Raw genomic sequence first — 7,210 nt, 5'->3', positions numbered from 1 at the left:
AAGGTGACCGTGCAGTTCCGTAACACCGGTGGCTCACCGGCGAGTTCGGGCACGGCCACCTTCGCGACGCACATCATCGGCGCACTCGGCGTGGACTGGGCGACCATCGAGTCCGCCCAGCCGCTGCCGGGGCCCATCGCCGCAGGGGCGGCGAAGACGAAGACCTACACCGTGTGTGTGGACTCCTGGCGGGTTCCGCTCGGGATGCACATCGACACCCGGTCGGTCACCGCCAGCTGGAAGTGAAGTGAGCGGAGCTCAGCGGATCGCGAGGAAGACGACCGCCGCCAGGACCACGATCCCGACGACGACGCCGACGATCAGCCCCGTCTTCGAGCCGGACTGCTGCGGGGCGGCCGCCGGCTGCGAGCGCTGCGCCTGCTGCGGCACGCCCTCGTCGACGAAGGCGCGGAACATCTGGGTGGAGCCCGCCGGGTCGTAGTTGCCCTCGGGGCCTTGGGGCGCTTGGGGGTTGTGTGCCATGAAGCAGGACCCTAGCGAACCTGTGAGGCCCGCCCAACCCCTGGGCCCCGGAGCGCACAAGGCCCCCACCTCATTGACCTCGCACATGCAAACTCTTTGGCGTTCCTTTGCCTTTCTCACCCCCATTTCATTTGCCTGCAGCAACCAACAGCCCTTACGGTTGCCTTAAGCAACAAGATGTGGGGGTGCCATGGCAGCGCAGAGTCAGTACGAGGAACTGGCCCGGCAGCTCAGTGCCATCGGAGCCGTCAAACGAGGCCTCGCCCGCATACTCCCGGCCCAGTGCCCCTCCGGTTCGGCCGCCGTGCTCACTCTCATCAGCCGGCACGGGGAAATGCGCATGAGCAAGCTCGCCGAGCTCCTCGCCGTGGACATGTCGGTGACCAGCCGCCATGTGGCCCATGTGGCGGAGCGCGGTTGGATCGAGCGGTTCCCTGACCCCGCCGACAAGCGCTCCCGCATCCTTCGGCTCACCCCGGCCGGCGAGGACATGCTCGAGGACCTCTCCCAGCGCTCGATCGACGCGCTCGCCCACACCCTGGACGACTGGTCCGACGACGAGGTCGGACAGCTCAACGTGATGCTGGCGCGCCTGCGCCACAGCTTCGACTGCAAGGCCCGCGCCTTTCCGCCGCATCACGATCACACCCGTACACCCGCTTAAGCAAAGACAAGGAATTCCATGGCTACGACCACACCAGCCGGTGTGCGGGCCGGTCACGCCAAGCACGGGAGCCATCACTCCCCCGACGGCGAACCGATGACTCACCGGCAGATCATGGAGGCGCTGTCCGGGCTGCTGCTCGGCATGTTCGTCGCGATCCTGTCGTCGACGATCGTCACCAACGCTCTGCCGAAGATCGTCTCCGACCTGCACGGCAGCCAGTCCTCGTACACCTGGGTCGTCACCGCGTCCCTGCTCGCGATGACGGCGACCACCCCGCTCTGGGGCAAGCTCTCCGACCTGTTCAGCAAGAAGCTGCTCGTCCAGATAGCGCTGGTCACCTACGTCCTGGGCTCGGTCGTCGCCGGCCTCTCGCAGAACTCCGGCATGCTCATCGCCTGCCGTGTCGTCCAGGGCGTCGGCGTCGGCGGTCTCTCCGCCCTCGCGCAGATCGTGATGGCCGCGATGATCTCCCCGCGCGAGCGCGGGCGGTACTCCGGCTACCTGGGTGCGACCTTCGCGGTCGCGACCGTCGGCGGACCGCTGCTCGGCGGTGTCATCACCGACACCAGCTGGCTCGGCTGGCGCTGGTGCTTCTACGTCGGTGTGCCGTTCGCGATCATCGCGCTGATCGTGCTGCAGAAGACCCTGAAGCTCCCGGTCGTCAAGCGTGACGTGAAGGTCGACTGGGGCGGCGCGTTCTTCGTCGCCGCGGCCGTCTCACTGCTGCTCGTCTGGGTGACCTTCGCGGGCAACAAGTTCGACTGGGTCTCCTGGCAGACCTACGCCATGGTCGGCGGCTCCATCGTCCTGGGACTGCTCTTCATCCTGACGGAGTCCAAGGCGAAGGAACCGATCATCCCGCTGCGGCTCTTCCGCAACAAGACGATCACCCTCGCCTCGATCGCCTCGCTCTTCGTCGGCGTCGGCATGTTCACCGGCACGGTCTTCTTCAGCCAGTACTTCCAGCTGGCGCGCGGCAAGTCGCCGACGATGTCCGGTGTGATGACGATCCCGATGATCGGCGGGCTCTTCATCTCATCGACCCTTTCGGGCCAGTTCATCACCAAGACGGGCCGCTGGAAGGTCTGGCTGGTCAGCGGCGGTGTGCTGCTGACCGCGGGTCTGGGACTGCTCTCCACGATGCGGTACGACACCCCGTACTGGCACCTCGCGATCTTCATGGCGCTGATGGGTCTCGGCATCGGCATGATGATGCAGAACCTGGTCCTCGCCACGCAGAACCAGGTGTCCCCGGAGGACCTCGGCTCGGCCTCGTCCACCGTCACCTTCTTCCGCTCCCTCGGTGGTGCGGTCGGCGTCTCGGCGCTCGGCGCGATCATGGCCAACCGGGTCACCCACTACGTCAAGGACGGCCTCACCGACCTCGGTCCGCAGGGCGGGGGCCCCGGTTCGGGGGCACTCTCCAGCGGGGCCATCCCCGACCTGAAGCTGCTGCCCGCCCCGCTGCGCACGATCATCGAGAGCGCGTACGGACACGGTGTGGCCGATGTGTTCCTGATCGCGGCGCCCTGCGCCGCCATAGCCTTCCTGGTGACGCTGTTCATCAAGGAGGTCCCGCTGAGGACGCGTGCGGTGAGCGAGGCCGAGGCGCCGGCCGTGGCCGTGGCCGCCGTACCCGCTCCCGCAGTTTCTGATCGGAAGGCCGTGCAGGCCGAGGAGACGACGCCGATGCAGTCCGTACCCGCCTCAGCTCCCGAACCTGCCCCCGTGCAGGGCGGCACCCCGATCCGCGGCATCGTCCGCGGCACCGAGGGCGCCCCCGTCGGCGGGGCCGCTGTCACCCTGATCTCGCTGGCCGGGCGCCAGCTCGGCCGGGCGGTGGCCCACGGCGACGGCGGTTACGCGGTCGACGCGCCGGGCTCGGGTTCGTATGTGCTGATCGCCTCGGCCGACGGCTTCCAGCCGCAGGCCTCCACGGTGGTCGTCGGCGGCGACGAACTGCACTACGACATCCTCCTCTCGGGTACGAGCGGCCTCTCCGGTGTCGTCAAGGCGGCCGAGGGCGGTGCGCCGATCGAGGGCGCGATGGTCGTCGTCACGGACGTCCGCGGTGATGTCCTGGCGACCGGAAAGTCCGGCGAACAGGGCGAGTTCACCTTCGGCGACCTGATCCCCGGCTCGGTGACGATCGCGGTCAACGCGGCCGGCTTCCGGCCCGCCGCACTGCCGGTGGAGATCGGCGGCCAGGGCGTCACCCGCATCGAGGCGGCGCTCCAGTCCGGTGCGCTCGTCCAGGGTGTCGTACGCGGCGGGGCCGACCGGCGCCCGCTGCCCGACGCCCGCGTGACGCTGGTCGACGCGGCCGGGAACGTGGTCGCGACTTCGACCACCGGGGACGACGGGGCGTACGCCTTCGCCGACCTCACCACGGGCGAGTACACGGTCATCGCGACCGGTTACCCGCCGGTCGCCGGATCGTTGTCGGTCGCGGGACGCGGCGTCGACGGCCACGACATCGAACTCGCCCACCCGGGCGAGTAGTTGATACCACCCCGGACGGTGGTGGACATGGGCAGGGGACGGCCCGTGCCCGCCGCCGTCCGGGGTTTCTTTTTTCGCACAGCGAGACAGTTGCAAGGAGATTTACGGGATGGGACTTCGCGCACAGGTACGGACCCGGGACGGCTGGGCCGTGCAGCATGCGGTGGTGACCGTGACCGACATGACCGGCACCCAGGTGGTGCGGGCCGCCGCCGACGAGGACGGCACGGTGCGCGATGCGACATCGCTGCCCCCGGGCCCGTACACGCTGATCGTGACCGCCGTCGGCTACGCGCCCGTCGCCGCGACCGTGATCGTCACAGCGGGCGGCCGCGCGGACGCGGGCACCGTGGTCCTGGCCCGCCAGGGCGGCGTGGAGCTGCCGCCGCCGGGCGCCTGGACGCTGGATCCGGCGCACTCCTCGGTGGGGGCGGTCGCCCAGCACCTCGGAATCTCCAGCGTGCACGGGCGGTTCACCGCCTTCTCCGGCCGGATCGAGATCGCCGAGGACGTCGAGAAGTCGCGCGTCGAGGCGGTCATCGAGGCCGCGTCGATCGACACGGGCAACGCGATGCGCGACGGACACCTGAAGTCCGCCGACTTCCTGGACGTGGAGCGCTTCACTGAGATCACGTACAGCTCGACGGGACTAGAGCCCGCGGGACCCGACCGCTGGACGGTGCACGGCGAGCTGTCGCTGCACGGTGTCGTACGCGAGGTCGACCTCGACCTCAGCTACCTGGGTACGGGCCCCGACCCGTGGGGCGGCACCCGTGCCGCCTTCCGCGCGACGGCCGATCTGCGCCGCGACGACTTCGCGATGAACTACAACCAGGTGGTCCAGGCGGGCATCTCGGCGATCGGCACGACGCTCAAGGTGGAGCTCGACATCCAGGCCGTACAGGGGGATTCGCTGCCCTCGGCGTGACGCGCGGCGTGATCCCTGGACCGGTGGCCGCCCGGACTATCGTGTGGGTATGGCACCCAATATCGCGAGCAACAACACCGTGGAACTGGACCAGTTGCTGGAGTTCGTGCGGCCCCGGCACCGGGCGATCCTGCTGACCACCCGTGCCGACGGACGCCCCCAGGGCTCCCCGCTGACCTGCGGGGTCGACGACGCCGGGCGGATCGTCGTCTCCACGTACCCCGAGCGCGCCAAGACCCGTAACGCCAAGCGCGACGAGCGGGTCAGCGTGATCGTCCTCTCCGACGAGTGGAACGGGGCGTGGGTGCAGATCGACGGGACCGCGGAGGTCCTCGACTCCCCGGAGTCGGTGGAGCCGCTGGTGGAGTACTTCAGGAACATCTCGGGGGAGCACTCTGACTGGGACGAGTACCGCGCGGCGATGGTCAAGCAGGGAAAGTCCCTCATCCGGATCACCCCCGAGCGGTGGGGGCCGATCGCCACGGGCGGGTTCCCGGCGCGGCTCGGGTAGCCGCTGCGGGTGTCAGTGGGCTTCGGGGACCGAGCCCGTCAGGGGCGACATGTCGACGTACATGACCTCGTACCTGCGCTCCGCGAACTTCCAGCCGTCCGCGGTGCGTTCGTAGCGGTCGTGGTAGATCGCGTGGTTCATATGCGATCCGCCCTCGCGCAGCCGGCCGAACTCCGCGATGTACGACCGGCCGGCGGCCGTGTCGCCATCGACACGGATCGTGCCCGGGTGCGCCGTCTGTACGAAGTAGTCCCAGCCGCCCTTCAGCCGCTCGATCCCGGCGCGGATCTCCTCCCGGCCCGCGAAAGCGATGCCGGCGAGGGGGATCTGCCAGACGCCGTCCTGGGTGAACAGGGATGCGAAGCGGTCGTAGTCGGACATCATCCCGGCGTCCGTGAACTCGCCGCGCAGCGCCTCGATTTCGAAGCGGTCGGCCATGTTCTGGAAATCGTTCATGGGTTTCTTCCTTCCTTGTGCCAGACCTTGCGCCAGACCTTGTGCCAGACCTTGTGCCAGACCTCGTGTCAGAGCGCGGCCAGGCCGAACAGCGCCGGCAGGACCGCTATGAGGACCAGGACTCCGGGGGACGCCGCGCCCTTGCGGTCGCCGGCGCGCAGGTGGATGGTGACCGCGCCGATGAAGAAGAGCACGACGCCGACGCCCGCCGCGATCCCCAGCGGCAGATAGGCGATCCCGGCCAGCAGGCCGAGCGCGCCGGCCGCCTCCACCAGGCCCAGTGGCCGTAGCCAGGTGTTCGGCAGCCCGAGGCGGGACATCGTCGATGCGGCCGCCTCCGTGTCCCCGGCCAGCTTGACCTTGGCGGAGAAGGCGAGGAGGGCGGCAAGCAGTGCGGCGACGACGACGTACGCGATGAACACGGTGTCTCCCAGGGGGTCTTGGTGGCGCCGGATTTCCCGTTCTGCCGTTACGACGACGCAGCCCCGCGGAATGTGAGGCCCGCCCCCGCCTCACATTCCGATGCGCTGTTTCGTCGGAGTGGGGAGACAGGGACACGGGGAGACGGGGAGATCCGTGACGAGCGAGCGACCGAGCGAAGGAGCCGACGGGACCATGAGCAGCCGATCCGAACCCGAGGACCTGGGCGTGATCATGAGCGAGCGGCGCCGGCTCATCAATCTCGCGTACCGGCTGCTCGGCTCGCTGACCGATGCCGAGGACGTCGTACAGGAGACGTACGCCCGCTGGTACGCCATGTCCCCGCAGCAGCAGGAGGCCGTCGGCAACCCCGGCGCCTGGCTGATGAAGGTCGCCGGCCGCATCTGCCTCGACCAGCTCGGCTCGGCACGGGTGCGGCGGGAGAGTTACGTCGGCGAGTGGATCCCCGAGCCGCTGCCCGACCGTTCGGAGTGGCTCGGCGGGCGGCCGGGCGGCGGCGGCCCGCCCGATCCTGCCGACCGCGTCACCCTCGACGAGTCGGTCAACATGGCCTTCCTGGTCATGCTCGAATCGATGACCCCGGCCGAGCGCGTCGCTTTCATCCTGCACGACGTCTTCCGCTACCCCTTCGGAGAGGTCGCCGAGATCGTCGGACGGACGCCCGCCGCATGCAGGCAGCTGGCCTCCTCGGCCCGCCGTCGCGTCGGCGCGGCGCAGGCGCCCACGGTCCCGACGGCCCAACACGCCGATGTCGTAAGGAACTTCAAGGTGGCCTGGGCCGCCCAGGACATCGAGGCCCTCGTCGGCCTCCTCGACCCCGCCGTCACGGCGACCGGCGACGGCGGCGGCATCGTCAACGCACAGCTCCACCCGTCCCGGGGCCGCGAGCTGGTCGCGAACTCCATCGCCGGGTTCATGCGCAGCACACCCGGTCTGACCCTCATGGAACGTACGGTCAACGGCCAGCCGGGGCTGATCGCCGAACGGGACGGCGTCATCGCGACGGTGCTGGCGTTCGATGTCGCGGACGGCCTGATCACCAACATCTGGGCCGTGCTCAACCCCGAGAAGCTCCGGCCCTGGACGGACGGCTGACGCGCGCGCCCCCGCCGCTCAGGGGCGGCGGGGGAAGGACTTGGGTCCCGGCGGGGTGCCGCCGGTGTGCTGGACCAACTCCCAGCACAGATCGCGGAGTTTGATGTTGCGGTGCTGGGAGGCCCTG

General features: G+C 69.4%; 9 protein-coding genes. 6 read left to right on the top strand and 3 right to left on the bottom strand.

Going from position 1 to position 7,210, the window contains the following annotated elements; translation table 11 throughout:
* Positions 1-3: 3 nt before the first annotated feature.
* Positions 4-246, top strand: coding sequence for a hypothetical protein (locus tag J0695_RS33380; RefSeq protein WP_307798851.1), 243 nt, complete (start codon positions 4-6; stop codon positions 244-246).
* A 12-nt stretch (positions 247-258) separates the two neighbouring features.
* On the opposite strand, the gene J0695_RS33375 is transcribed toward J0695_RS33380, so the two are convergent.
* On the bottom strand, positions 259-483 hold the full coding sequence (locus tag J0695_RS33375) for a hypothetical protein (RefSeq protein ID WP_206968512.1): 225 nt from the start codon (positions 481-483) through the stop codon (positions 259-261).
* Positions 484-673: 190 nt separating this feature from the next.
* Here J0695_RS33375 and J0695_RS33370 point away from each other — a divergent pair, with 190 nt between their 5' ends.
* The 4 genes from J0695_RS33370 to J0695_RS33355 all read left to right on the top strand — a co-directional run bounded on the left by J0695_RS33370 (position 674) and on the right by J0695_RS33355 (position 5,091).
* Positions 674-1,147 (top strand): MarR family winged helix-turn-helix transcriptional regulator, encoded by a 474-nt coding sequence (locus J0695_RS33370; protein ID WP_206968511.1) that lies wholly within the window; start codon positions 674-676, stop codon positions 1,145-1,147.
* Between the two features lie 96 nt (positions 1,148-1,243).
* The gene (locus J0695_RS33365; protein ID WP_465269123.1) at positions 1,244-3,652 is read left to right on the top strand and encodes an MFS transporter; all 2,409 of its coding nucleotides are present in this window, start codon (positions 1,244-1,246) and stop codon (positions 3,650-3,652) included.
* Between the two features lie 109 nt (positions 3,653-3,761).
* Complete coding sequence (locus tag J0695_RS33360) at positions 3,762-4,580, top strand: YceI family protein (RefSeq protein ID WP_206968509.1); 819 nt, start codon at positions 3,762-3,764, stop codon at positions 4,578-4,580.
* 49 nt (positions 4,581-4,629) lie between these two features.
* A complete protein-coding gene (locus J0695_RS33355) occupies positions 4,630-5,091 on the top strand; it encodes a PPOX class F420-dependent oxidoreductase (RefSeq protein ID WP_206968508.1) in 462 nt (153 codons plus the stop codon).
* Positions 5,092-5,103: 12 nt separating this feature from the next.
* Here J0695_RS33355 and J0695_RS33350 read toward each other — a convergent pair whose 3' ends face one another.
* Positions 5,104-5,547: a nuclear transport factor 2 family protein gene (locus tag J0695_RS33350; RefSeq protein WP_206968507.1), complete on the bottom strand. Its 444-nt coding sequence runs from the start codon at positions 5,545-5,547 to the stop codon at positions 5,104-5,106.
* Positions 5,548-5,615: 68 nt separating this feature from the next.
* Entirely contained in the window at positions 5,616-5,969 is a 354-nt protein-coding gene (locus tag J0695_RS33345) for a DoxX family protein (RefSeq protein ID WP_307798850.1), read from the bottom strand.
* A 193-nt stretch (positions 5,970-6,162) separates the two neighbouring features.
* Here J0695_RS33345 and sigJ point away from each other — a divergent pair, with 193 nt between their 5' ends.
* A complete protein-coding gene (sigJ, locus tag J0695_RS33340; protein WP_206968506.1) occupies positions 6,163-7,083 on the top strand; it encodes an RNA polymerase sigma factor SigJ in 921 nt (306 codons plus the stop codon).
* Positions 7,084-7,210 lie beyond the last annotated feature (127 nt).

This window comes from Streptomyces beijiangensis, from assembly GCF_017315755.1.
Lineage (GTDB): Bacteria > Actinomycetota > Actinomycetes > Streptomycetales > Streptomycetaceae > Streptomyces > Streptomyces beijiangensis.
The sequence above is the reverse complement of the archived record's forward strand: the minus strand, read 5'-3'. Positions and strand labels throughout refer to the sequence as shown.

Excerpts from the sequence above, each read along its gene's own strand:
- J0695_RS33355 (WP_206968508.1), top strand. The coding sequence starts at position 4,630 with ATGGCACCCAATATCGCGAGCAACAACACCGTGGAACTGGACCAGTTG.
- J0695_RS33350 (WP_206968507.1), bottom strand. The coding sequence starts at position 5,547 with ATGAACGATTTCCAGAACATGGCCGACCGCTTCGAAATCGAGGCGCTG.
- J0695_RS33370 (WP_206968511.1), top strand. The coding sequence starts at position 674 with ATGGCAGCGCAGAGTCAGTACGAGGAACTGGCCCGGCAGCTCAGTGCC.
- J0695_RS33360 (WP_206968509.1), top strand. The coding sequence starts at position 3,762 with ATGGGACTTCGCGCACAGGTACGGACCCGGGACGGCTGGGCCGTGCAG.
- J0695_RS33375 (WP_206968512.1), bottom strand. The coding sequence starts at position 483 with ATGGCACACAACCCCCAAGCGCCCCAAGGCCCCGAGGGCAACTACGAC.
- J0695_RS33365 (WP_465269123.1), top strand. The coding sequence starts at position 1,244 with ATGACTCACCGGCAGATCATGGAGGCGCTGTCCGGGCTGCTGCTCGGC.
- sigJ (WP_206968506.1), top strand. The coding sequence starts at position 6,163 with ATGAGCAGCCGATCCGAACCCGAGGACCTGGGCGTGATCATGAGCGAG.